Source organism: Paenibacillus sp. 1182, from assembly GCF_017833915.1.
Classification (GTDB): Bacteria; Bacillota; Bacilli; order Paenibacillales; family Paenibacillaceae; genus Paenibacillus; species Paenibacillus polymyxa_D.
Genome location: NZ_JAFICR010000023.1, coordinates 38,527 through 62,922, shown reverse-complemented (window position 1 = coordinate 62,922; position 24,396 = coordinate 38,527). Strand labels below are relative to the sequence as shown.

Below are 24,396 nucleotides of genomic sequence, written 5' to 3'. Positions count from 1 at the left end.
ACACGTACCCATCCCGAACACGACCGTTAAGCCCTCCAGCGCCGATGGTACTTGGACCGCAGGGTCCTGGGAGAGTAGGACGTCGCCAAGCAACAAGTAAAGAGGACCATGATCTCAATGAGATCATGGTCCTCTTTGGTATATTAGGGTACAAACCACTTGTATAATTGCTTCTATGCTGCGCATTCAAAGAAGAGATACGCTCTTGTGAATAGCTATTACTCTTAAAAACGCTTATTTTTAAAGGTTGTCCTCCGTAGGAGTACAGTTGTTTGTACAGGGAAATACTAAAGGTTAGGGCTATTGTTGAAGGCTTGACACCCCTATACCGCTTTGCTAAGATTGCAATAATATATTTTCAGAGAGCCTTGATTTGTCCATGTCGGACAGACAACAAGACCAATACAGACTAAACAATTTGAAGGAGGATCATCTTGGTGTGGGAAGATAAATTCGGTAAGGAAGGCCTTACCTTTGACGATGTTTTGCTGGTACCTCGCAAGTCGGTGGTTCTGCCCAAAGAAGTAAGCGTGGCGACACGTTTGAGTGATAACGTAAAGCTGAATATTCCTTTGATGAGTGCTGGTATGGATACTGTTACTGAGGCAGTGTTGGCAATCGCGATGGCTCGTGAGGGCGGTATCGGTATTATTCATAAAAATATGTCGATTGAACAGCAAGCGGTAGAGGTGGATCGGGTTAAACGTTCTGAGAGCGGTGTTATCACCAATCCATTCTCATTGACTCCGGATCATTTGGTATCTGATGCTGAAGCAGTTATGGGTAAATACCGTATTTCTGGTGTACCTGTTGTAAACGAAGAAAACAAACTGGTGGGTATTATTACTAACCGTGATCTTCGCTTTATTCACGATTTTAACCTTAAAATCAGTGAAGTCATGACGAAGGAAGAACTGGTAACTGCACCTGTAGGTACGACTTTACAGGAAGCGGAAGTCATTTTGCAAAAGCATAAGATTGAAAAGCTCCCTTTGGTTGATGATGAAAATTATCTCAAAGGTCTTATCACCATTAAAGATATTGAGAAAGCTATTCAATTTCCGAACGCAGCGAAAGATGCACAAGGTCGTCTTCTGGTCGGTGCGGCTGTTGGTATTTCCAAGGATACATTTGATCGGACTGAAGCACTTGTAAAAGCGGGTGTGGATATGATTGTTGTGGACTCTGCTCACGGCCATCATATTAACATCATTGAAGCGGTCCGCAAGCTGCGTGAAGCTTATCCTGATCTGACGATTGTAGCAGGTAATGTAGCTACTGGAGACGGAACGCGCGAATTGATTGAAGCAGGAGCATCGGTCGTAAAAGTCGGTATTGGTCCAGGCTCCATCTGTACAACACGCGTAATCGCAGGGATAGGTGTTCCACAAGTAACAGCAATTTATGATTGTGCAACAGTAGCACGTGAATATAATATTCCGATTATTGCAGACGGCGGTATTAAATACTCCGGTGAAATTACAAAGGCCATTGCGGCAGGCGCTTCTGCGGTAATGCTGGGAAGTCTTTTTGCAGGTACGGAAGAAAGCCCGGGCGAATCTGAAATTTATCAAGGACGCCGCTTTAAAGTATATCGTGGTATGGGCTCTATGGCTGCGATGAAGCAAGGTAGTAAAGATCGTTATTTCCAAGATGACGACAAGAAATTGGTACCGGAAGGCATTGAAGGACGCGTTGCTTATAAAGGACCACTTTCCGACACTGTCCATCAGCTGTTGGGCGGTCTTCGTTCCGGTATGGGTTATTGCGGTACAGCTAATATTGAGGAGCTTCGTAACGATACAAGCTTTATCCGTATTACAGGTGCTGGTCTGCGTGAGAGCCATCCGCATGATGTGCAAATTACGAAAGAAGCACCAAACTACTCTCTATAAAGTTCGGCTGTAGTAGACTTGACGACAGGCAGAGCGTATTTCGCTCTGCCTGTCTTTTTTTAGAGATACCCCTGTGATAGAATAGACAAGTGTCCGCCTTTATGACGAAATTATTGACGAATTAGGGCACGTAGGTCTTTTGGACGATTCCTACCAGTAAAGAAGATTCGAGCAGAAAATGCTCATGACAGGATACAACTAAGAAAACGAAATAAAACGAAATGGAACTGGATTTTAACACTAAAACATTAATTACATTGGCCAAGTAGAGGCTGTAACCACCGTCTCGTTGTACATAACGGATCGGGTTGAGGTACGAGAGGAGTTTGTATTCATTTGAAAGCGAACAATTTAAAGCAAAATACAAAACGCAGCATGATTAAAAAGAGCGTGACTGCAGTCATGGTGCTCAATATGATGTATATGTCGGCATTGCCTGTTGTAGGCAATTTCGATCCGAGCGTGGCTACTTTTGCAGCTGGAGCGGCAACACAGGCAACCAATATTACGGGGACAGGTTCTATTAACCCCCCTAGTCTGGCACTACGTTCTGCCATTTTGATCGAGCCTTCCACGGGGCAAGTATTGCTGTCTATGAATCCAGATGAGCCACTTCCACCAGCAAGTATGACTAAAATGATGACAGAATACATCGTGGCTGAACAGGTTAAGCAAGGCAAACTCAAGTGGACGGATAAGGTTACGGTTAACGAGAATGCTTCTAAGAGCATTGGATCACGTATTTTTTTGGCTCAAGGGGATCAACATACGGTAGAAGAGCTTTATATTGCCATGGCGGTAGGTTCTGCTAATGATGCAACAGTAGCCCTTGCTGAACGCGTATCCGGAACTGAGCAGGATTTTGTAAAACTAATGAATGAAACAGCTCAGAAAATGGGCATGAAAAATACGTATTTTATCAACTCGACTGGTTTGGACCGTGGTGATATGCCGAAAGGCTTCCAGCCGGATACAGACCGGGAAACGGTGATGACAGCGAGAGATGCAGCTACTCTGGCTGGTTACATCATTAAAGATCATCCGGATTACACACGATTCACGACAATTCAATCTTACAAATTCCGTCCTACTGACAAGGCGCCGATTATTAACTATAACTGGATGCTGGAAGCAAACAAAAATATTACTAACTTTAGAAAGTTTGCTTACCCAGGTTTAGACGGGATGAAAACAGGCCATACGGCCAATGCTGGCAACTGTTTTACAGGAACCGCTGAACGCAATGGAATGCGTCTCATCAGTGTAGTTATGGGAGCTGATTCAGATGCACACCGTTTTACAGAGACAGCTAAAGTGCTGAACTATGGTTTTGATAATTTTGAAGTGAAGCAGGTTATTGCCCCAAAGACGGTGGTTAAGGGTGTTGAGAATGTGCCAGTGACCAAAGGTACGGAAACAGAAGTGCCGATCGTTACAAAAGATGCAGTAAGTTTTATCGTACCCAAGGGTGCGAGCAATCCCAAGGTAACCTTTACAACGAACATTACACCAGCAAGCTCTCTTGTAGCACCTTTGAAGCAAGGGGCCAAAGTCGGAACCATTACGTACACGTACAAGACAGACGGTGTGGATAAAGGGCAGACGAAAACCGTTGATCTGGTTACTACGACAGCAGTAGAAGAGGGCGGCTGGTTCCGAATGCTTTTCCGGGCAATCGGTGATTTCTTCGGAGATATGTTCCAAGGAATTAAGAATCTCTTCTAAATAAGCAAAGCTAAGCGACCTACCTTGTTTTTCATTACTTATTTTGCAGCTTGAAATGATTGTGTATTTGGCATTGGTGCGGTAAAATATTTAGTTAGAATCTAAACGTAACCCTTACAGGAGGCAACGACATGGAAACGGGAACTTCGCGTGTAAAAAGAGGTATGGCAGAGATGCAAAAAGGTGGCGTAATCATGGATGTCATGAACGCTGAGCAGGCTAAAATTGCAGAGGCAGCAGGAGCTACAGCTGTAATGGCTCTTGAACGGGTACCTTCGGATATCCGTGCAGCTGGTGGGGTTGCTCGTATGGCTGACCCAACGATTGTGGAAGAAGTTATGAAGGTTGTTTCTATTCCTGTTATGGCTAAGGCTCGCATCGGTCACTTTGTAGAGGCAAAGGTACTGGAATCTCTCGGTGTTGACTATCTCGATGAGAGCGAAGTATTGACACCTGCGGATGAAGTTTTCCATATTGATAAGCGGGAGTTCACCGTTCCATTTGTTTGTGGAGCCAAGGATCTGGGAGAAGCGCTGCGTCGCATTGGTGAGGGTGCATCTATGATCCGTACGAAGGGTGAACCGGGAACTGGGAATATTGTTGAGGCCGTTCGTCATATGCGCTTTATCAATGGTCAAATTCGCAAGGTGCAAAACTTGTCGAAGGACGAGCTGTATGCAGAAGCGAAAAACCTCGGTGTTGCATATGAACTGCTGTTAGAAGTGCATGAGCTTGGCAAGCTGCCAGTGGTTAACTTTGCAGCGGGTGGTGTAGCAACACCTGCTGATGCCGCGTTAATGATGCATTTAGGCGCTGATGGCGTCTTTGTAGGTTCTGGTATTTTCAAGTCGGATAGCCCTGAGAAGTTTGCACGGGCAATCGTGGAAGCGACCACTCATTATACGGATTACAAGCTGATCGCAGAAGTTTCCAAGAATTTGGGAACTCCTATGAAAGGCATTGAAATTTCCAAACTGGCACCGCATGAGCGCATGCAGGATCGTGGTTGGTAAGAAAGAAGGGACCGGCATGAAAATAGGTGTATTGTCGCTGCAAGGCGCTGTAGCTGAACATATACGAAGCGTTGAACGTGCGGGTGCGGAAGGTATAGCGGTGAAGAAGATCGAACAGCTCGATGAGCTGTCCGGTCTTATCATTCCCGGTGGTGAAAGTACCACTATCGGTAAGCTAATGCGCAAGTATGACTTTATAGAGGCTATACGTCAGTTTTCCAATCAAGGCAAGCCTGTATTTGGCACTTGCGCAGGATTGATTGTACTGGCTAAAACGATTCAAGGACAGGAAGAAGCACATTTGGGACTCATGGATATTACAGTATCGCGTAATGCATTTGGTCGCCAAAGAGAGAGCTTTGAAACAGACTTGAACATTAAAGGGATTGAGGAACCGGTTCGTGCCGTATTTATACGCGCACCATTAATACAGTCTGTTGGAACGGGAGTAGATGTGCTGTCTGAGTATAACGGCGAGATCGTGGCAGCCCGTCAGGGTCATTTGCTGGCTTCATCCTTCCATCCGGAGTTAACAGACGATTACCGGTTACATCAATATTTTGTGGATATGGTCCGCGAATAGTGAAAGTCAGGTTTGTAGTGTAGGAGGGATTACCTGTGTTAGATATAAAGATTTTACGTAATGAGCTTGGTCGGGTTGAGAAAGCTTTGCAGAACAGGGGAAAATCTCTGGATCTGATTAATGGTTTTACAGATCTGGATGTAAGCCGTCGTGAGTTACTTCAGGAAAGTGAAGGGCTCAAAAATCGTCGGAACGTGGTATCCGGTGAAGTAGCCAAGTTGAAGAAGAATAAGGAAAATGCGGATGATCTTATTGCAGAAATGCGTCAAGTCTCCGATCGTATCAAAGAATTAGATGAGCAAGTACGCGAACTGGAAGTTCAGATCGACGAATTGGTGATGTCTATTCCCAATATTCCCAATGAAACAGTACCTGTTGGCGCATCGGAAGAGGATAATGTAGAAATCCGTCGCTGGTCGGAGCCGCGCGAGTTTTCTTTTACACCCAAAGCGCATTGGGAGTTGGCTCAGGATCTAGATATTCTTGATTTTGAAGCAGCAGCCAAGGTAACGGGTTCTCGTTTTACGTTCTACAAAGGACTGGGAGCAAGACTAGAGCGTGCGCTGATTAACTTTATGATGGATCTGCACAGCAGTGAGCATGGTTATGAAGAAATGCTTCCTCCATACATCGTAAATCGGGACAGCTTGTACGGAACGGGCCAACTTCCGAAGTTTGAAGAAGATTTGTTCAAGCTGCGTGATACGGAGTATTATCTCATTCCTACGGCTGAAGTTCCGGTAACGAACTACCACCGTGAAGAGATCATGAATGCGGAACAGCTTCCGAAATATTATGTGGCATACAGCTCTTGCTTTCGCTCGGAGGCAGGATCAGCGGGACGTGATACACGTGGCCTGATCCGTCAGCATCAGTTCAATAAGGTAGAGATGCTTAAGCTGGTTCACCCGGATACCTCTTATGAAGAATTGGAGAAAATGACGAATAACGCTGAGCGTGTTCTACAACTGCTCGGACTTCCATATCGCGTGCTGGCACTTTGCACTGGAGATATGGGCTTTACGTCTGCCAAAACGTACGATCTGGAAGTATGGTTGCCTGAGAGTGGCATGTACCGCGAAATTTCTTCTTGTTCAAATACGGAGGACTTCCAAGCGCGTCGGGCGAACATCCGGTTTCGTCCAGATTCGAAGGCAAAGCCTGAATTTGTACATACGCTGAACGGTTCAGGTTTGGCTGTAGGGCGGACGGTGGCTGCTATTTTGGAGAACTATCAGCAAGAGGACGGAAGCATCGTGATCCCAGAAGTGCTACGTTCATACATGCGAGGCATTGAGGTTATCGCTCCTAAACAGTAAGTGTTGCATTCTTAGAAGTTCTGTGGTAAAATAATTTTGTTGCGCCTGAGTATGTTTAAAGGGGAAGCAGCTTTATCCATTTACCACCTGGAGAGGTACCGAAGCGGTCATAACGGGGCGGTCTTGAAAACCGTTAGGGGGCAACTCCACATGGGTTCGAATCCCATCCTCTCCGCCATATTCTAAATAAACCAAGCCATTCGAATACGATAGCTGGTACATTGGCCTTTATACGCCAATGATCAGGAATCGTGGGGAATGGCTTTTTTGTTGTATAAAAAGCTCGTTTTTTTCACACGTTATCAGATGTGGAGGTGCTGGCATGAATCGAGAAATGACAGTAGATCAGCAAAAGCTGGTAGAGGCCTGGCAGGAACAACTGCCGATTCTTTTGAATTCAGGGGACAAATCACAAGTACAAGCAGATGAAGCCGACAACCGGGCTATACGAATCCATATCGAGGTAGAAGGCCGGCAAATGTACTCCTTTGATTTTGCATGTACTTATGTAGACTCTCGGGAAGTACAGGTTAGCTTAGTCGATGTAGAACGGGACGGACAGTCTGTGGATGAACGAACAGATATCATTCAGCAGTTAGTGTCCGATTATACTCGGCATATTCACCAATGTGCCCAAACATTACAGTCATTGACGCACTCGTAGGTCATGAAGGAATGAGGAGGAAGACTACATGACAAAAGCCAAAAACGGACTGGATAAAAACCTGTCTAACATTGTTGATGATTTGGAGCAACGTCCAGTTAATAGTCATCAGGCACAGCAAGTGCAGCAGGATCGTAATGATCGCCGTCATCAGGATTCACTAAATCACGATAAAACGGAAGATCTACACCATCTATAGTCCTATTTTAAATGGTAATAAACGGATTTGTTGATGTACCACAAATATAGACTGAGAATGGAGGATGCATAAATGGGCAAGCCTAAAGCCATTCCTGTCCCTGAAGCACAGGATTCTGGTGGAAGTAACGAAAAGCGTGAGCGTAGTCATCAGCAGGAGCCGTTATCTGGTTCCAAGAAGGTGAAACAGCGGAATCACGTGGATCATCATAACAGAGAAGGTTCATAAGCAGGAAGACCTTTCTCCTAAAAATATATTGCATCGATAGTACACCCTGGTTAGGAGAACCAGGGTGTCTTTGTGCTTATTGTAAGAAAATTTTCCAATAAGTGTTTCGCTGTTTGAGAATATGAGTTAAAATAGGAGGTGTGTATTTTTTTGTTAGCATAAAAAAAGGGGTTAATTACGAGAGGAGAGAATCTACACAATGAGTAAAAAGTTATCCGTCTTGGTACTCACTATGGTGTTGCTTTTGACGGTAGCCCTGGTAGGTTGTAGCAAGAAGTTAGAACCGAAGGAAGCAGTTACGACCGGTACTGCAAATGCAATGAAGTTGAATTCTTATGAATCCAAAAGTCAATTTACCGTTAAGGATCTGACAATTTCATCTGCTACTTTACCAAGTGAACAAAGTGCAATGATAACCAGTATGCTGAAAAATGCTGATATTACGCTGGATGGTGTATATCAAAAAGAACCTTTCCAATCTGAAATGACGCTCGGCATTCATTTGAAAGGTGATCTTTCCACCAGCTTCACGATTCCAATGGTGATGACTAAAGATAAACTGTACGTTAAAATTCCTAATATTCCATTTTACCCGCTTCCACAGGATGTTGTAGGTAAATTCCTGATCATTGATCCACAAGAACTGGCTAAACAATCGGGACAAGAATTTAACCCTGCAGCTATGGATCAAGAAAAATCGCAGAAATTTGCGAATGAAGTGATCGCTGCTATTATGAACGAGTATGATCAAGCTACGTACTTCTTTGATATTGATCCTAAAGACGCTAAGTTGCCACAAGGCGTTGAAGCTAAACAAGTAGTTCAGTTTAAAATAACGAACGACAACGTGAAGCAAGCAACCAATACATTTATCACTAAGGCGCTTCCTAAAGTCCTTGATATAATGTCTAAGGACGAATATGCTAGCATGCTTCAAGTGAAGAAGGAAGAGCTGGCTGAAGCGAAGAAAGAACTGCAATCTAACACCAGTGAAGTTAGCAAAAAGCTGGATGAGTTGAAAAACTACTTGACAGTGAAGCAGTTTGACATTAACACAGCTTTGAACAAGGATAACATTCCTGTGTATCAAGACCTGAATGCGAATGTAGAGATGAATGATCCGGCTACAAAAGACAATGTAAAATTGTCTGTAACAGGCTACACGCAATACAACAAAATCAATGCTAAAGCAGCATTTAAAGTAGGTATTCCAACAGCTGATCAAGTCCTGACGATGGAACAACTGCAACAAAAAATGCAAACTGTTGCTCCTTAAGTATGGGATAACATGATTGTAAGAAAACCGCCCGGCTTATGCCGAGCGGTTTTTTGTTTACTGTTAAGTTGTCCCTGTGCAGTCATTTAGCTCTGCCACACGTCATCCTCAGCCAAAAGTCCAAACATCTGGTGATCCTGCCATGTGCCCTGAATCTGTACAAGCTTGCGAGCAATGCCTTCTGGCTGGAATCCGCACTTTTCTAATACACGTTGTGAACGATCATTATGCAAAAGAGTACCCGCTTGGAGACGATGTAGAGATAAGGCACGAAAGGCATATTGTATGGTCAACTTCAAGGCAGCAGTCATATGTCCTTTACCCTGTTCATGATGATCCATCATGTAGCCGATATCAGCGAATTGTCCAACTCCACGTACTAAATTGGAAATGGAAACATAACCGATAAGTCGCTCTTCCTTTAAGAGAAAGATGCCGAACGTGTACCCTCGATCCTCTTCGGCTTGCCGCAGCCTCTGACGGATGTAATCCTGCTGTTTCTCTAATGTGAAAAATGAATCCTCGTAAAGCGGCTCGTACAGCGCATGTGACTCCCTATTTCGCATCCTAAGGGCGAGAAGGGCTTCGCTATCCGCCAAGCTAAATGGCCGTAAAAAGATACCTTGAGGCGTATTATACAAGCTCATAGGCATGGATTGATCTCCTTCCATGGGGAATTAGCAATAAGATGAAGTGTTTTGGACTTTTCCCCCTCAGGATGAGGATGGGGGAGGAGACAATCTGGCTACCGCTCTTTTTTGCCGGAGATGCCGAAAAAAGTTCGTTAGCAGCGAGGCGCATTCCTCCTGCAGTACACCACTAGTTACTTCTGTACAATGATTGAACCGAGGCTCCTGTAATAAATTCATCAGCGTGCCTGCGCAGCCTGCCTTGGGATCTGTAGTTCCGTATATCAAATGGGGAACCCGTGATTGAACAATGGCTCCGGCGCACATTGGACACGGCTCCAGAGTGACATACAGCCTACAATCCAGTAGGCGCCAAGCGCCTAGGTACTCACTGGCCTGACGAATGGCAACCATCTCTGCATGTGCGGTTGGGTCAGCATCCGTCTCGCGCAAATTGTAGCCGCGACCGATGATTTCATTATCTTTTACGATGACAGCCCCGATGGGGACTTCACCTAACATTTCTGCCTTATACGCTTCCTGAATGGCTTCTTTCATCCAATAGGCGTGATCCATGGTGGTCACTGGGAAAATGCTCCTTTCAAAACGCGGAATTATCCAACGAACAAATATTCCGTTGTTAACATGATGTGAATAAAATTGTGGATAACACGGCACTTGTCCACAGGTTTATCCACAGTTTATAATAAAATCTGTGTATTTGTGGACTACTTGTGGATGATTATCTTCTTATATTGTAGGCAAACCCTTGTCTATTGACAATACTGTACACAAGGTGTGTATTTATGTATATCCGGTAAATGTAAATGCTGGTATCACAGGCACTATTACGGTATCATTGAGTTAGCAATTGCCAGTAATCGCCAGCATACGGCAAGAGGTGAGAAATCAGTGTGTCGATAAAAATCAGAATAACGATCATTTTGTCGGGGTCCGTCCTGTTTATCCTTTTATTAAACATCGCACTCAATTATTACACGACCCACGAAAATCTAAGAAGTGACAGTGAAACTAAAATGGTTCTGACGGCTAAAATTATCGGAGGAGCTATCGAACAAACCCAACATAGCTGGGAGGCCGTTGACAAGCAGCTCGGATATAATCTGTGGCTTTCTGCCACGTTGGCTGCCAATCAACTCGGTCCTGACATCCGAAATATTCAGCAGGAACAGCTTCAAAAGGTGGCCTCACTCCACAGAGATACTAATATTTCTTTGATGATTCGAGACGGGCAGGGGTATAAGGTTGTTAAATCCTCGGATCCAAAAGAAGTAACGCCATCTGATCCATTGACAGGGTATTGGAAAAATGCAGTTGACCAATTATATGAGCACGGACAGGCTGCAATGGTGCAAGGTCAGAAACTGGATCATTTTTGGACGGGGTCATTTGACTACACCGGTTCAGACTCCTCAGATATTAACAAATGGGGATTTTATTATGATCAAAAACGTAACTACTTAATTCGGATTTCCTTTCAGGATACTTCAGTACAAAATTTCATAACCATCCTGAGCCCCGATGAGATCGTAAAGCAAACTCAACAAGTGGATTATCGCATCATGGAGATTACAGGAATTAACCCTGCAACCTTTGGTGGCGCTTCGATGGACAAGAACGGAAACGATTCGAAATACTATTACATGTACAACAAACCGATCCAATTCGGCACGTATCAACTAACAAGGGTGCAGGAAGATCGTTTGGCCGTGTCCAGAGCTATCCTCTCGGGGGAGAGTATTGTACAAGACTGCTATATTAAAGGTGAGCGGGTTCTCGTCAGTTACATACCTTTTTATCCGGCTAATCGTGATGCCTATGTTATCCGTATTGTTATGAATTATGATACGATCACTTCTGTTATTTCCAAGCAATTGATAAGTTTAATTGCCATTTCCATTGTCCTTTTAGAGGTGGTGATCATTGGAAGCTATGTGCTGGCAAGTCTGTTTGTCCGCCCAATTCAGTCGATTCTGGGGAAAGTGAATGAGATGGCTGACGGTCATTTTGATACACGGCTAGAAATAAAAGGTGGTCATGAGCTTGCACAGTTGGGTGAGCGCATCAATGCGATGGCCTACAACCTAGGGATGTACACGAGAAGACTCGAGCAGATGTATGAAGAGAACCGTTCTGTAAAGGAACATCTAGAATCGGTTATTAATCAGACAGCAGATGCGATTCATGTAACCGACGAGGAGGATCGCGTCGTTCGGGTCAATCATGCCTTTGAAGCTTTGTACGGCTGGACCAAGAAAGAATTGGTTGGTCGTAAGTTGGAATTTGTACCTCCACAGCAACAGGAGGAATATGAATTTCAGAAGAAGAGCCTGCTTCAGGGAGAGAGCATCGTATCAAGTGAGTCCCTTAGAATGCGGAAGGATGGAAGTACAGTAGAGATTAGTATGAGCACATCGCCTATTCTGGATGAAGAAGGCCAGATTTTGGGGTTTATCTGCGTGTCGCGTGATATCACGGGTCGCAACCGGATGGAGGAGTTGTTGCGCAGATCAGAGAAACTGACAACCGTCGGGCAACTGGCGGCAGGCGTAGCGCATGAGATTCGTAATCCGCTAACCACGCTACGTGGCTTTCTCCAACTACAGCAGCAAAATCAAGTGTTGAATATGAAACACAACGATATTATGATGTCTGAGCTGGATCGCATTAATTTGATCGTTAGCGAGTTTTTAATACTGGCGAAGCCACAGGCAGTGCATTTTCAGAAAAAAGATGTTCGTTATATTGTGAGCGACGTGATTTCTTTACTAGATAGTCAGGCGCATCTGCTGGGCATTGTATTCAACCTTCAGGTCACGGACGAGCCTGCCCTGGTATACGCTGAAGAAAATCAGTTAAAGCAAGTATTCATTAATTTACTTAAAAATAGCATGGAGGCTATGAGTAAAGGTGGCATCATCACGATTCATTTGTTCTTGGAGGGAGAAAACGTTAAAATCTTCATACGGGACCAGGGAGCGGGTATTCCCGCAGAAATGCTGTCCAAGTTGGGAGAACCTTTTTTCACAAACAAAGAAACAGGTACAGGACTAGGACTTATGGTCAGCCAGCGTATTATACAGAGTCATAAAGGCACACTGGATATTGAAAGCACAGAGGGAGAGGGAACGACAGCCCTGGTGCAGCTTCCGATTGCCAAGCCGGAGTAACGGGCTGGGGCGCAGGAGGAAGTGTGTTAGTAGAAATGGAGGGTACACAGGTTGCGCATTAACAAGTTTATCAGCGAAACCGGTTTTTGCTCGCGCCGGGAGGCAGACAAGCTGGTAGAGAGCGGTCGCGTGACGATTAACGGCGAAGTGGCTGTGCTGGGTAGTCAAGCGGAAGAAGGCGATGATGTTCGCGTGAACGGCAAGCCACTGCGCGATAAGTCTGATCACGTCTATATTGCATTGAACAAACCGGTGGGCATTACAAGTACAACGGAGAGCCACATTAGAGGCAATGTTGTTGATTTTGTGGGGCACCCGCAGCGGATATTCCCGATTGGACGCCTGGATAAGGATTCGGAAGGTCTCATTTTACTTACCAACGATGGAGACATTGTGAATAAGATTCTACGGGCAGAAGGCAAGCATGAGAAAGAATATATTGTAACAGTGGACCGCCCTGTCGTACCGTCTTTTGTGCAGGGCATGTCTAGCGGGGTGAAAATACTCGGTCAGCGGACGCTACCTTGTGAGGTGACGCGTGTATCTGAGTATGTATTCCGTATTATCCTGACTGAAGGGAAAAATCGTCAGATCCGGCGTATGTGTGCAGCCTTCGGTTATGAAGTTAAAAAACTGCAAAGGCTGCGAATCATGAATATTCGGTTGGGGTCCCTTCAGAAAGGTGCCTGGCGTGATCTGACAGAGGCTGAGAAGCTGGAGCTTGGTCAGATGCTCGATTATACGCTTAGCTAATGCCAGAGGGGCTCGTATAGCCTAGAGCGTATGATCGTCGTATCTGAAAGGGCAAAGTACAGGAAGCACTAAACAAAGAGGCACCAGCTGCATAAAAATGCGGCGGTGCCTTTGTTCATATAACATATGCATAATCAACCTTCACTCGAGCTTGAGGTAGGACTGATGACTTGTGTCCCGTTCTGATATTTGCGGAGAACAGATATTTCAACACGACGGTTTTTAGAGCGTCCTTGACCATCTTGATTGCTTGCCAATGGACGATACTGGCCATAACCGATGGATACAAACTTGGTTGGGTCGAGATCTGGATTGAGCAACAAGATACGCAAGAAATTCAGAGAGCGCTTGGCGCTCAAATCAAAATTGGACGGGAACTGGCTGTTGGAGATCGGTACATTATCCGTGTGACCCGATACGATAACATCATAGCCAGGGAACTGCTGGAGCATACTAGAAATGGACTTGGCCAGCTTTCTTGCTTCCGGCTTTACTTCGGCCTGCCCGGATGAAAACAAGGCATTATCACTAATGGTGATCATTAGTTGCGATTGGTTTAGCTTGGTATTCAGCAACGGGGTCAGGCCGTTATTTTGAATGTATTGATCCATCTGTTTTTTAAGCTTTTTTAAATCCTCTTCTTCCCGTTGGGCCAGCTGTTTTTGCAGTTCAGAGGTAGAAGTAGCTTTCGATTTTACGGGTTGTGACACTTGTTCTTTATTTTTGCCCATATCCATGGATTGTGACGACGGATTCGCGGCTGAGTGATCCAGCACGCCAGTGCCGCCATTAAAAGCTGCACTCAGGGATTGAGCCATAGTTTCAAATTTTTTGGCGTCGAGCGAGCTCATACCGAATAAGACAATGAAAAGAGCCAACAGAAGGGTCATTAAGTCGGAATATGGCAACAGCCAGCTTTCGTCAGCATGCTCTTCATGCGGTTCATGTCTCTTTTTACTCACTGGAATCGCCATCCTTCTGGGTCATCGTAGCCCGTTCGGTCGGAGTCAGGAAGATCGTCAGTTTCTGACTGATGGCGATCGTCGATATCCCCGATTGAATGGAAAGCAGACCTTCGACCATCATTAATTTAAGCTCGACTTCTTTTTTGGATAACCGTTTCAGCTTGTTGGACATCGGATGCCACAGGACATAACCTGTAAAAATACCGAGCAACGTCGCAATGAAGGCTGCTGCAATGGCATGAGAGAGCTTTTCCATGTCACTAAGGTCGGCCAGAGCGGCGATCAGACCTACAACCGCACCGAGTACCCCGAGCGTTGGAGCGTACATACCGGCTTGGGAGAAGATCAGCGCGCCAGAGCGATGTCGATCCTCGGTGGCATTGATATCCTCCATTAGAACGTCCCGTACGAATTCCTGATCATTGCCGTCAATAATCATTCGCATGCCGCCACGCATAAAGGGATCGTCGATTTCCTCTACCTTGGATTCCAAGGCGAGCAGACCTTCACGACGGGTAATGGATGCCCACTCGGTAAACGTACCGATGAGCTCTTTGCGGTCTAACAGTTTTTGTTCGGTGAAAATAACCTTGAACAGCTTCGGAATCCGTTTGATTTCTGCCATCGGGAAGGCCATAAATATACTCGCTGCCGTTCCGACGAAAATAATCATGTAAGCAGCGGGATTATTGACCAGATTGACGACCGGAGCGCCTTTTAAGATCATCCCGACGACCAGTGACAAAATCCCGAGCACAAGTCCGATAATGGTTGAAATTTGCATGATACACCTCATCCATGAGAATAGATTTTGAATCCTTTCATGCCGCCGGGGTCGTCCTTGCCCCAAGCGCGTCATTACAAGACGGATTATAGTATTTATCGACAAAACTCTCTTTTTTGTTAAGTGCGAATTTCCGGTATAATAAGGTGATTATGTATTGAATGGCGGAACCATTGGAGGAAATGGCATGGGAGTAAAGCATGGACGTGAGTATGAACAAATTTTGAACGATTTGACAGAGGCTGTGGGGCGCATCCCAGATAGCTATGAATTTTTTGAGATGGAAGCAGAAGATTGGGACAGGCTGGACCCGGCGGGACGTCAGGAAGTCAATGAAGCTTTGGCAGAAGACTTATTTTATGCACTGGGTACAGAGCCCACAATCACTGTAGGGAGTGGCGTTGTGATCTATGAGCCGGAGCAGCATCGTATCTATGTACTGATTGGGGACGAGGAGCTGACGTCAGTCCCTTTGATTTGAGGTCCGTCTTATGGATTTATCAACGGGGCCGTGGTAATATGTACACCAATATATCGTAGTTTTGGCCGTATTTAAGCGGTCGAAAGGCTTCCGTATAAACGGGGAGGAGTTCGTAACATGCCTTTTACACAAGAAGAGATTGAAGCACATCTGGAGAAACTGGAGGGCTGGGAGCTGGAGGAAGGACGTTGGATCGTTCGGAAATATAATTTTTCCAGTTTTATGAAAGGGATTGCATTCGTGGATGAAGTTGCCGCTATATCTGAAGCATTCAATCATCATCCATTTATTACGATTGATTACAAGACCGTGACTCTGCGTTTGACCTCTTGGGACGATGGCGGTATTATGGCCGTGGATATTAAGGAAGCCCAACAATATAATGAAGCTTTTGAAAAAATGCGTAGCAGTCATTGAGCTTGTAATGATCTGTCGTATGATGATAAAAGCGCCTTCGCTATACAACATCGTGGTTGTATGCCGAAGGCGCTTTTATCATAGAACCTGGGTTGGGTGGTCTGGACGATATACCATACAATAAAACGGTTTTTTGCCATCGGGAGTCTGGCGTTCATAGGTATCTGTAAGCTCAAATCCAGCCGCCTTGTAGGCCCGAATAGCGCGCCCATTCCAAGTGAGCACCTCTAGATCAATTTCATTCTTCGGGTTGCGTCGTTGGGCTTCCTCTGCAATGGCACGGACAAAATCTGATCCTTTGCCATGTCCGCATCTGTCAGGGTGCATTCCAAGACCTAGCCGGGTCACACCGATCATAGGAAAATATTGAGCAAATCCTGTCAGCTTGTTCTCTTCATCCAGTACGGCAACATATTGCTCTTGGCGAAGCGTGGGACTCCCAAATTCGACTTCAAGCGCCTTCATTTGTTCCCAGGGGAGCCAACCGTATATGTTATAAGGTGGATCATAGCGCCACTCACAGATTGCAGCCGCTTGATGCTCGTCCATCGGTACGATCCGATAGTTGGATATTGAGGCCGGCATGTGTTCCATCCTCCTTTTACACAGGTACTTCAATCATTAACAACAGATTGTAGACAAGTTGCAGGGGAATGGCAAGCGTGTTTATTTCATACCTAAGTCGGGTATACATTCAATAAGAAGGAATTACTGCTCATATGCTCCCCCAGCGGTGACGGTAAAACCGACGATGTTCGCTAAAATTGAAACCTTTTGAGGTGTCAGTTCGTCAGTAAAGATAATCATTGCTGATGTTGTGGACATAAAAAACCGCAATTCGATTCCGGCCAGAATCAAATTGCGGCTAGGGTTAGCTTGCTGTGCGTTAGTTATTCTACGTTATCGTCATCAGGAATATCTGAAGCTACAGAATGGTAAGCGTCTGTGCTCATAATTCTTTTTGCACCGACATAGCGGTTAGCGTAATAATTTTCGTTCAGTGAGCTAACTACTACACCACGTGAAGTCGAGGAGTGGGCAAATTTCCCTTCACCTACGAAGATACCTACATGGGAAATGCCTCTTCCTGTGGTGTTGAAGAACACCAGGTCCCCAGGCCTCATTTCATCGCGGGATACAGAAGATCCCATTTTGAATTGTGATCCAGATTGATGCGGAAGTTTAATTCCCAGTTTGTTGAATACATACATTGTGAAGCCGGAGCAATCGAATCCCTCGAGTGTAGTGCCTCCGCTTCTGTAGTTCGTTCCTTTGGCATCTTGGATGACCTGGTCCATCTTGGAGTCTGCAAATGCACTGCCGCCACCGAATGTAAAAGATGTAAAGGCAATGGCAAGACTCATAGCTGCGATCGTTAGCTTCTTCTTCAAAAAAAATATACCCCTTCCAATGCCTGCGAGGTTAGCTTAAGGATTCGGTAGAAGGTTCCCCTATGACCACTCTGTTGCGAGATCAATTCACCCAAACTGGTTCCCCCGCTTCCTAGGTGCCAGGAATTAGGCTTTACTTAAGATGTGCACCTTGGAGAGCAGTATTCACAATAACGATATTTTTGAGATAAAGGTTACAATAAAGATTACAAAGTTGTTACTATCAGTTCACTGCGATTATTGTAACAAAGTCGGCTGGCTTTGGCAAATGTTTCATTGCAAAAAGTTACAAAAAAAATCTGCTCCTAATGTCCCAGGAACAGATCTTGTTAACAGTATTCAGTTATGTGCCGTTTGCGCGGTTATGCATAAAGTTTTTTCGACAGACGGAAATGAAGTGATTAACATAAAGGAAGGGCTTAGCTTCTACTGGAGATATCGGTATGCCATAGTCTGTACTGCGAACTGATATGCCACAGCCTGACCAGACTAGTAACAAAATGATACGATTGTTGGAGAATGAGCGCGAGCATGCCAGTCCAAATCATCGCCACGGTGCCAAATAGACCGAAGACCAGCAGCACACAAGCACCGAGCAAAAGGGATATACCGACAGCTGGGAGAAGCTGGCGAAAGAAGGCGAGCAGGGACGATAGTATGGCGTGACCACCGACAGTGCCTAGTTGCATATACAGGATGCACTGCCGAATGAACCATCCGTATGCCATCCATCCCATGGCATAGGGCAACAAGTGCAGCAGGTAAGAGGGAGATTGAAGCGTACCTGCTACAATAGGGTAGAGTCTCGGTACTACCCAAAAGGCGGGAATCAGCAGCAGTCCCAACTCGATGATGTAATACAACAGCGACGACATGCCATGGCGTTTCATACCTTTGAAAAAGGACAGGCTTTGCGGCTCAGTCGCATCGGTATGCAGGCTTTGATATATTCCGGCTCTAATGAAGGGAGTGATCAGTATGCGTAGTACAGTCGCCCCTAGTAGTATCCACAAATACACATGTACTTCCCGGCTGTCCATCAGAGCAATCTGGCTCTCCATCCAAAACAAGGTCTGTCCCAGCTCGTTTTGACCCTGATCAGGATAACGGAGCAGTAGCGGGATAACGGCAGATTGTACCAGCCGATAGAGAAACACCCCCCACAGTAATCGATACAGAAACAAAATGATAACGATATAAAATCGTATGCGCACCAGCGCCCAGCCCTCTTTTATAACAGTCCGCATCTATAGACACCTCACCATGACAGACTTCCAAGCAGTGTCTCCAGCAGCTTGGTTACACTTATACTCCAACGGGTTTGTTGCTTTTCGTCCAATTCGGCTTTTAGGGTATTGTTAATATGCTTGTTCTCCAGTGCAATGGTATATAGGGGATCAAGGGTTACATAGGAAACGGGAGAAGTACTTTTGATCCGAAAAGTTGTGCTTTTGCCCGCGCCGTCCCAAGCCTTGAATTTCTTGGTTCCATCCTTGAAGGTAAATTGGACAGGGATCTTGGGATAATCCGCCCCTTTTTTGCTGACCGTTACGACTGCTTCATATCCATTCTCCAGCTTGTGGTTTGTGATGTGATCCACTGAAAAGTCCGCCATCTGGCCGTCATATACATACTGTTCAAAATAGTGGCTCCATGAGCGTCCGGTGACTCTCTCCACGATACGTTGAAAATCCTGTGAGGACGGATGCTTAAATCGGTACGTCTGGACGTAGGTCCGCATAATGCGATCCATTTTTTTCATACCCACCTGACGTTCAATGCCCCGTAGTACCAGCTTGCCTCGAGAGTAGGCATTTTGCGCGTACTCAGCAGCCGAGCCGTACTTCCATGACTCACGGTTTAGCGGCTGTGGGGAGGATACCTGTCCCGATTGTAATGGCAAGTTGGGGGTAAGCCCATATTCTTGCTCCATAAGTCGCTCCTCTGCATAGGAGGTGAAGCCTTCATCCAGCCACGGCTCCTCAAATTCATTATTGGCTACCATTCCATAGAAATATTGATGTCCAATCTCATGAACTAATGTCCGTTCCAGACTATAGCCAGGATTGAGATTACCCGCAGCAGCGGCCGTGATGAGTGTCGGATACTCCATGCCGCCAGCTCCATTGCCTGATTTAGGTGGAACCACGATGGACAGGGTGGAATATGGATAAGGCCCGTACCATTTGCTGTAGTACAAAAGAGCGGCCTTCGCTGCGCTCATATAGCGTCCTTTGAGCTCCTTGTGCGATGGGTCAAGGTAGAGCTTGATTTTGACACCAGGGACTTCAGCAGAAGAAAAGGGTTCTTCTACGGCTACAAAGTTGGGTGAAGCGGACCAGGCAAAATCGTGTACATCATCGGCATAAAATTGATATATTTTTTGTCCGTTCTGTCGGACGGCACCACGGGTGGGAAATCCGGTCGCTGCTACGATATGAGTTTCAGGCACCCGAATCCGTACGCTGTAAATTCCAAAATCGGCATAAAACTCGGAGTTACCATGATACTGGTGGAGGTTCCAGCCCTCCTCGGCGCGTCCACGCTGCCCTGCAGTCTCGTAGACACTGAGCTTCGGGAACCACTGTCCTGCCATTACAAAATCATCTGTCCCACCCATACGAGCAAAGATGGCAGGCAGTTTTACCTCAAACTTCATATATAATGTGATTTCTTCGCCACCTCGTACTGGCTTGGGTAGACGCACCTTCATGAGCGAACGGTCGCCTGCGTTACCGTCATCTGGCTGCACATATTGGATGCGATGCATGAGGGATAAACCGTCTTCTGTTTTTAGTTCAGTCAGCGTCATAGAGCCAAAGCCGTCTTTGGGCATGGTGTCTCCGCGCAGCTTTCCACCGGATTCCTTCATAAAGGTGGTTTCCATGGAAGAGAAGGCGTTCGGGTATAGATGAAGATACAGATCATTCACGGTTTTCTTGCCCGGATGTTTCCAGGTCAGTGTCTCAGTGCCTCGCAAAACCTGTCCCTTTTCCAGAGATACATCAATGTGGTACTCTACCACCCGTTTGCTGAGGATTTCTGTAGCGGGTTGTGGAGGGTTCTTGGGCAGGTCAGGCAGGATGTTTGCCCCTAGAGGCTTGCCCACATTTGGGGCAAGCGCAGACTCAGACAGGGAGCCGTATAGTGGTTGGCCTATGGACTGCGGGTCGGATTGCGATTGGGGCTGCCAGGCAAACCATAACGTCCCTGCGAGGAGACCGAGGGCTAGTGTAGACAATAAAACGATTTTAGTGCGTGCTGGGGTCATACAATGGATACCTCCCGTTGACAAGCATCTACAGCATGTATATGTTTGCTTTCAGGAGATTATTAGTTAAAATATTTATAGTGTAGAATGAGTGTGAAGACGGAAAATGGAGGTCTAGTGACGCATGAGTGAAAATCAGCCGGACGGCAAAAAACAGATTGCACTGAACATTGTCAGTGGCAAGAGTAAACATAAGGGTTTCGGCGCAGGCTCAATTGACCTGAACAGCATGTCACCGGTCATCATTGACCGAGGAGAGGCGAAAATTGATATCGGTGCCATGCATGCCAAAAGTAAAGTAGAACGTGGTATCAAGTTCTCTACGAATAAAGAGGACGTACCGAACGGACGCCAGGTATGGCTCGTATGGGTAGCTGTGGACCGTACAGCCGAAGGACGTATGTACGGCGGCGCCACCGCCTGCGAGATGCTGATTGACGACGAGGCCAAACGCGGCTGGAAAATCCTCGCCGATCACGTCAACCGTATGGATTACGCGCTCAAGCGTCGTTTCATGCTGGAGGATCTCGGCAGCGAAGATAAGGCAGCGCTCAAAAGCCTGCTCATTTCGCATAACGAGGAATGGTGGGACGCTTCGCCTGAGGAATTGAAGCAAGCGCTGGAAGGGTAGGCCAAGCGTTAACACGATTCCAGTGTACACAACTGCTTAAAGAGCAGTCGGCAGTAAGGTTCAGAAGTAGACCGATACCTTGGTTGGGGGCGGTCTACTTCTTTTTCATGTAGGTAAGCAATGCTGAATGAACATGCCAAACATGATCATCAAAGAAATTGCTGGAAAAGTATACTATAAAAAATTTGTTTTTAAGAGATAAAACACTTAAATCCGCAATTTGTTAGAGCACCTCCAAGTTACATGAAAATTATTGTAACAGATATGTAGTTATGAACTGATAGCTCCTTGACATCCTGGAAAGGCATTCACTATAATTCAGATAGAAATCGCTTCCACTCTTCTTTCTATTCATTTTGTGGAACCGGTTCCTTGAAAGATGTAGTTAAGTCCTATTTACTGTTTATGAATGTAATCTCTAAATAAGGTGGCATCGTTATGTTTAAATGGTTGAAAAAGAAGGCGGCTCCTCGTATTGAAGAATTCGAAATGATAGCACCAATCAAAGGAAAAGTGGTTTCCCTGGAGGAGGTTCCAGATCCTGCGTTCTCTACGAAAGCTATGGGGGATGGCATCGCTATTCATCCGTCTGAGGGTAGGGTCACCGCTCCTTTCGCGGGAAAAGTTGCCCATGTCATGGAGAAAAGTAAGCATGCTCTGATTATTGAACATGAATCCGGCGTACAAGTTTTGATACATGTCGGGATTAATACCGTCTCTCTCAAAGGACAAGGGTTTAATCCTCATGTCCAAGTAGGAGATAGCATTAAAGCTGGGCAATTATTGATGGAGTTTGACCTGGATGCGATTCAACAGGGTGGATTGCCTGTAATTACGCCGGTAATCGTTCCAGATGGGCAAGAGATGATTAGCCATGTGGAAATCCTGGAAGGTACATCTGCCTCTCCAGAAGTACCTGTATTAAGAGTTCACTTAAAAGCCTAGTTCTCATTCAAAAAAGACTAACCAGGAATTCCTGGTTAGTCTTTTCTTTAGATGATTCACTGACCAGTCAAGGGGTGGGTACGACCATGTAAATCAAAGGTTAGGATTCATATATTTCAGATATCCGCTGATTACAATTGCCTTCGTACAGCCCTCCATGAAAGCAGACCACTTTTTTAATATCATATGGCAGCAGGTTTTTAAGAGATTCTTTGGCCATATTGAAATCACAGCAATATTGCGGGTCTGGAGCCAGTAATTTGCCGCTTACCACGCGTAGAGCATCTCCTGCAATCAGGGTTTGACTGGATTTATAATAGAAACTTAGGTGTCCTGGTGTATGTCCAGCAGTATCTATAACTACGATCCCCCCACAGAAGGGCAGTTTCTCTCCGGCAACGATGGTGGAGTTTACAATAGCCTTTGGGGGATTTTCAAGTGTACGCCGGAATGCGTGTCTCCACTCTACCGGAACGGATTCGGGCATGGAGCTTACAGCTTGATCTATTGCTTCTGGAGTCAGCTTTATAAGCTGTTTTTCCCCCTGTATATAGGGCTTTTCGATAGAACTGGCTAATACTTGAACTGGGGATGAAGAGGCTCGGACTATATCTGCTAAACTGCCGATATGGTCAAGGTCCTGGTGTGTTATTAATATAGAGGTAAGTTTATGGATTGCTAATCCGGTGTCTAGAATAGCCTCATGTAAAAGTGAGAGTTGCCCGGGGTAAGCCGTATCAACTAAAATCATGTTATCTTCGTCCCACACTAAAGTCGGGTGAATACTCTCTATACTTCCCATAATGTTAGCAGAAACCTGGAGCATGTGTATTCCCTTGTCTAATTGCATCGAATCCCTCCCATAAGAGTTGATGTAATACAAAGGAATCGTATCATTAAACATAAATATGTAAACCTATACTATATCATAAAAATAATTATTTGTAAATATGTAGAATTTTAAATTTGTGTGACAGTTAGGAGTGATGACGTGAAGAGAATTTATTTTGTCAGACATGCCCAAGCAACAGGACAGGAACCAGATGCCCGACTTACCGATGAGGGTACCCGACAAGCTGAGCAGTTGGTTGATTTTATGGAGAATGTAGGTGTGGAATATATTGTGTCCAGCCCGTGGAAACGGGCCGTGCGAACCATTCAGCCCTTGGCTGAACGGAAACAGTTGCAGGTGTATACTGATGTACGTCTTCAAGAACGGGTACTTAGCCATGAGCATTTGGATCATTGGCTGGACGTGCTGGAACAGACCTATTTGGACGAGGACTTGAAGCTGGAGGGAGGGGAATCATCCCGTGAAGCAGTAGATCGAGGAATCCAGCTTGTTCAGGAGCTTATAGAGCGGGCGGAAAAAACGGTTATCATTGTAACTCATGGAGCTTTACTATCTCTTCTCATTCGACATTACGATCCGCAGTTTGGGTTTGAGGACTGGAAAAAGCTTTCGAATCCCGACGTGTATTTGCTAGAACTGAAAGAAGCAGAAGCCAAGATTCACAGAGTGTGGGGTTGAAATAAATAAAGCACGTTCACATAAGTGCAGAATGGAATCGAAAGGGGAGGCGCATGTTGAAGGCAAACCGTTTTTTAGAATTAGAAAAGGCGTTGTTTCGAGCTTGGTCTTTGGAGTCTAGCTCTAAATGGACAGCAAATAACCCCGCGTCTGGGCAATGTGGTGTCACAGCACTCGTCGTTCAGGACAGGCTTGGCGGCGATATTTTGAAAACATGGCTGGATAGTGGTTGGCACTATTACAACCGTATTGGTGAGGACATTGTAGATTTTACGAGGTCTCAATTTTCAATCCCTCCACAGTATCAGGATGTATACTCCAACCGGGAGGAGGCTTTTTCGGACACCAATGCAGAGCAGTATGCAGCCTTAAGTCAGAGATTGAAGGAATTTTCAAACGAAGAAGAATAAGGGGATTTAAATCTTGATGCAGTCATAAAGACGTGATTTTTGAACCTGATCCAATGGAAGGTGCTTTTTGTTGCCCAATATACATTAAAGAACTG

General features: G+C 45.5%; 26 protein-coding genes, 1 tRNA gene, 1 rRNA gene and 1 riboswitch. Of the genes, 19 read left to right on the top strand and 9 right to left on the bottom strand.

The window, feature by feature from the left end:
- The 11 genes from rrf to JOD82_RS28235 form a co-directional block, all read left to right on the top strand.
- Window positions 1-91: ribosomal RNA gene (gene rrf / locus JOD82_RS28285) — 5S ribosomal RNA — on the top strand; the annotation flags it as partial.
- Window positions 92-437: 346 nt separating this feature from the next.
- Window positions 438-1,895 carry an IMP dehydrogenase gene (gene guaB / locus JOD82_RS28280; protein ID WP_013308172.1) on the top strand — a complete coding sequence of 486 codons (1,458 nt, stop codon included), beginning with the start codon at window positions 438-440 and terminating at the stop codon, window positions 1,893-1,895.
- Window positions 1,896-2,231: 336 nt separating this feature from the next.
- Complete coding sequence (locus tag JOD82_RS28275) at window positions 2,232-3,620, top strand: D-alanyl-D-alanine carboxypeptidase family protein (RefSeq protein WP_165150528.1); 1,389 nt, start codon at window positions 2,232-2,234, stop codon at window positions 3,618-3,620.
- 131 nt (window positions 3,621-3,751) lie between these two features.
- On the top strand, window positions 3,752-4,633 hold the full coding sequence (pdxS, locus tag JOD82_RS28270; RefSeq protein WP_025720037.1) for a pyridoxal 5'-phosphate synthase lyase subunit PdxS: 882 nt from the start codon (window positions 3,752-3,754) through the stop codon (window positions 4,631-4,633).
- A gap of 16 nt (window positions 4,634-4,649) precedes the next feature.
- Window positions 4,650-5,216 carry a pyridoxal 5'-phosphate synthase glutaminase subunit PdxT gene (gene pdxT / locus JOD82_RS28265; RefSeq protein WP_029514961.1) on the top strand — a complete coding sequence of 189 codons (567 nt, stop codon included), beginning with the start codon at window positions 4,650-4,652 and terminating at the stop codon, window positions 5,214-5,216.
- Between the two features lie 35 nt (window positions 5,217-5,251).
- Window positions 5,252-6,535: a serine--tRNA ligase gene (gene serS, locus JOD82_RS28260; RefSeq protein ID WP_025720034.1), complete on the top strand. Its 1,284-nt coding sequence runs from the start codon at window positions 5,252-5,254 to the stop codon at window positions 6,533-6,535.
- Window positions 6,536-6,624: 89 nt separating this feature from the next.
- Window positions 6,625-6,713: transfer RNA gene (locus JOD82_RS28255), tRNA-Ser, on the top strand.
- Window positions 6,714-6,857: 144 nt separating this feature from the next.
- Window positions 6,858-7,199 carry a hypothetical protein gene (locus JOD82_RS28250; RefSeq protein ID WP_029514958.1) on the top strand — a complete coding sequence of 114 codons (342 nt, stop codon included), beginning with the start codon at window positions 6,858-6,860 and terminating at the stop codon, window positions 7,197-7,199.
- A 28-nt stretch (window positions 7,200-7,227) separates the two neighbouring features.
- Window positions 7,228-7,398, top strand: a complete 171-nt coding sequence (locus JOD82_RS28245; RefSeq protein ID WP_007428073.1) for a hypothetical protein — start codon at window positions 7,228-7,230, stop codon at window positions 7,396-7,398.
- A gap of 72 nt (window positions 7,399-7,470) precedes the next feature.
- Entirely contained in the window at window positions 7,471-7,626 is a 156-nt protein-coding gene (locus tag JOD82_RS28240) for a small acid-soluble spore protein P (RefSeq protein ID WP_029514956.1), read from the top strand.
- 199 nt (window positions 7,627-7,825) lie between these two features.
- Window positions 7,826-8,902, top strand: coding sequence for a hypothetical protein (locus JOD82_RS28235; RefSeq protein ID WP_165150530.1), 1,077 nt, complete (start codon window positions 7,826-7,828; stop codon window positions 8,900-8,902).
- Window positions 8,903-8,988: 86 nt separating this feature from the next.
- On the opposite strand, the gene JOD82_RS28230 is transcribed toward JOD82_RS28235, so the two are convergent.
- Both JOD82_RS28230 and tadA read right to left on the bottom strand, forming a co-directional pair.
- Window positions 8,989-9,555, bottom strand: a complete 567-nt coding sequence (locus tag JOD82_RS28230; protein WP_209950356.1) for a GNAT family N-acetyltransferase — start codon at window positions 9,553-9,555, stop codon at window positions 8,989-8,991.
- Window positions 9,556-9,615: 60 nt separating this feature from the next.
- Entirely contained in the window at window positions 9,616-10,116 is a 501-nt protein-coding gene (gene tadA, locus JOD82_RS28225; RefSeq protein WP_209950355.1) for a tRNA adenosine(34) deaminase TadA, read from the bottom strand.
- Between the two features lie 329 nt (window positions 10,117-10,445).
- On the opposite strand from tadA, the gene JOD82_RS28220 reads away from it, so the two are divergent.
- The gene (locus JOD82_RS28220) at window positions 10,446-12,722 is read left to right on the top strand and encodes a PAS domain S-box protein (RefSeq protein WP_209950354.1); all 2,277 of its coding nucleotides are present in this window, start codon (window positions 10,446-10,448) and stop codon (window positions 12,720-12,722) included.
- Between the two features lie 51 nt (window positions 12,723-12,773).
- Window positions 12,774-13,475 carry a 23S rRNA pseudouridine(2604) synthase RluF gene (rluF, locus tag JOD82_RS28215; protein WP_029514947.1) on the top strand — a complete coding sequence of 234 codons (702 nt, stop codon included), beginning with the start codon at window positions 12,774-12,776 and terminating at the stop codon, window positions 13,473-13,475.
- A 134-nt stretch (window positions 13,476-13,609) separates the two neighbouring features.
- On the opposite strand, the gene JOD82_RS28210 is transcribed toward rluF, so the two are convergent.
- Window positions 13,610-14,437, bottom strand: a complete 828-nt coding sequence (locus JOD82_RS28210) for a flagellar motor protein MotB (RefSeq protein WP_029514945.1) — start codon at window positions 14,435-14,437, stop codon at window positions 13,610-13,612.
- Window positions 14,430-15,224, bottom strand: coding sequence for a flagellar motor stator protein MotA (gene motA / locus JOD82_RS28205; RefSeq protein ID WP_029514943.1), 795 nt, complete (start codon window positions 15,222-15,224; stop codon window positions 14,430-14,432). Before motA ends, JOD82_RS28210 begins: the two co-directional genes overlap by 8 nt.
- 187 nt (window positions 15,225-15,411) lie before the next feature.
- Here motA and JOD82_RS28200 point away from each other — a divergent pair, with 187 nt between their 5' ends.
- The gene (locus JOD82_RS28200; protein ID WP_013308186.1) at window positions 15,412-15,705 is read left to right on the top strand and encodes a hypothetical protein; all 294 of its coding nucleotides are present in this window, start codon (window positions 15,412-15,414) and stop codon (window positions 15,703-15,705) included.
- A gap of 117 nt (window positions 15,706-15,822) precedes the next feature.
- Window positions 15,823-16,122, top strand: a complete 300-nt coding sequence (locus JOD82_RS28195; RefSeq protein WP_007428083.1) for a 4a-hydroxytetrahydrobiopterin dehydratase — start codon at window positions 15,823-15,825, stop codon at window positions 16,120-16,122.
- A gap of 78 nt (window positions 16,123-16,200) precedes the next feature.
- On the opposite strand, the gene JOD82_RS28190 is transcribed toward JOD82_RS28195, so the two are convergent.
- The 4 genes from JOD82_RS28190 to JOD82_RS28175 form a co-directional block, all read right to left on the bottom strand.
- Entirely contained in the window at window positions 16,201-16,707 is a 507-nt protein-coding gene (locus JOD82_RS28190; RefSeq protein ID WP_209950353.1) for a GNAT family N-acetyltransferase, read from the bottom strand.
- A 305-nt stretch (window positions 16,708-17,012) separates the two neighbouring features.
- On the bottom strand, window positions 17,013-17,513 hold the full coding sequence (locus JOD82_RS28185) for a C40 family peptidase (RefSeq protein ID WP_029514939.1): 501 nt from the start codon (window positions 17,511-17,513) through the stop codon (window positions 17,013-17,015).
- Window positions 17,514-17,518: 5 nt separating this feature from the next.
- Window positions 17,519-17,656: riboswitch (cyclic di-AMP (ydaO/yuaA leader) on the bottom strand.
- 276 nt (window positions 17,657-17,932) lie between these two features.
- Window positions 17,933-18,760 carry a hypothetical protein gene (locus tag JOD82_RS28180; protein ID WP_029514937.1) on the bottom strand — a complete coding sequence of 276 codons (828 nt, stop codon included), beginning with the start codon at window positions 18,758-18,760 and terminating at the stop codon, window positions 17,933-17,935.
- A gap of 11 nt (window positions 18,761-18,771) precedes the next feature.
- The gene (locus JOD82_RS28175; RefSeq protein ID WP_209950352.1) at window positions 18,772-20,784 is read right to left on the bottom strand and encodes a M1 family metallopeptidase; all 2,013 of its coding nucleotides are present in this window, start codon (window positions 20,782-20,784) and stop codon (window positions 18,772-18,774) included.
- Window positions 20,785-20,908: 124 nt separating this feature from the next.
- Between JOD82_RS28175 and JOD82_RS28170 the strand changes: the two genes are divergently transcribed.
- Entirely contained in the window at window positions 20,909-21,415 is a 507-nt protein-coding gene (locus JOD82_RS28170) for a YwhD family protein (RefSeq protein WP_029514934.1), read from the top strand.
- A gap of 438 nt (window positions 21,416-21,853) precedes the next feature.
- Complete coding sequence (locus tag JOD82_RS28165) at window positions 21,854-22,360, top strand: PTS sugar transporter subunit IIA (protein ID WP_029514933.1); 507 nt, start codon at window positions 21,854-21,856, stop codon at window positions 22,358-22,360.
- 100 nt (window positions 22,361-22,460) lie between these two features.
- Here the strand turns inward: JOD82_RS28165 and JOD82_RS28160 are convergent, their stop codons facing one another.
- A complete protein-coding gene (locus tag JOD82_RS28160; protein ID WP_209950351.1) occupies window positions 22,461-23,210 on the bottom strand; it encodes an MBL fold metallo-hydrolase in 750 nt (249 codons plus the stop codon).
- Window positions 23,211-23,351: 141 nt separating this feature from the next.
- Here JOD82_RS28160 and JOD82_RS28155 point away from each other — a divergent pair, with 141 nt between their 5' ends.
- A complete protein-coding gene (locus JOD82_RS28155; RefSeq protein WP_029514930.1) occupies window positions 23,352-23,891 on the top strand; it encodes a histidine phosphatase family protein in 540 nt (179 codons plus the stop codon).
- A gap of 56 nt (window positions 23,892-23,947) precedes the next feature.
- Window positions 23,948-24,301: a YunG family protein gene (locus JOD82_RS28150; protein ID WP_209950359.1), complete on the top strand. Its 354-nt coding sequence runs from the start codon at window positions 23,948-23,950 to the stop codon at window positions 24,299-24,301.
- Window positions 24,302-24,396 lie beyond the last annotated feature (95 nt).